Genomic DNA, 701 nt, shown 5'->3' with positions numbered 1-701 from the left:
TTCCGACACCACCTGCCACCCGCCGTCCTTGTCGGGCTCCAGCTCCGCCCTGGGATCCGGAGCCGTCGTACGCGCTCGAGGGGGCGTGTCCCGAGCCGGATCCCAGGGCGGAGCTGGAGCCCGACAAGGACGGCGGGTGGCAGGTGGTGTCGGAACGGCTGACGGTCGCGGTGTCGCGCGTCGGTGCGGTCGAGGTCCGTACGCCGGGTGGCGCGGTGCTGCGCCGGGATCTGCCGCCGCGCTGGTGGGAGCCGGTCGACGGGGGGCCCGCGCGCTGGTTGCAGCGCGGTGAGGTGCCGGCCGACGCGCGCTTCTTCGGTCTCGGCGGGCGCCCCTGCGGGGTCCGCTTGCGGGACGGCACCTATCCCCTGGTGAACTCCGGCCGGGACGGCGGCCCGGCGCGGGGCGTCGAGCCGCGTTCCCTGGCCATGCCGGTGCACGTGGTCGTCTCCGACGCGGGCACCCATCTCGTCTTCCACGACACCGCGTCACCGGGGCGGATGACGTTGCGGGAGGGTGAGGAGGGTGCCGGGTCCGGGCACGACCGGCCGGGTACGAGTGAGCTGCGCATGGACGGTGGGCCGCTGCGCTGCTGGGTGGTGGCGGGGACGCCGGCCCGCGTGCTGCGGGGCTGGACCGCGCTCACGGGTGCTCCGGTTCTTCCGCCGCCGTGGGCGCTGGGGCCGCAGCACGTGTGGCAG

Annotated in this window: 1 pseudogene; it reads left to right on the top strand. The window is 75.9% G+C overall.

The window, feature by feature from the left end:
- A pseudogene (locus tag E2E34_RS34865) lies at positions 1 to 701 on the top strand (glycosyl hydrolase); the annotation flags it as partial.

This window comes from Streptomyces albidochromogenes, assembly GCF_005981925.1.
Classification (GTDB): domain Bacteria; phylum Actinomycetota; class Actinomycetes; order Streptomycetales; family Streptomycetaceae; genus Streptomyces; species Streptomyces albidochromogenes.
Note: the sequence above shows the minus strand (reverse complement) of the source record. Positions and strands in the feature narration are given on the sequence as shown.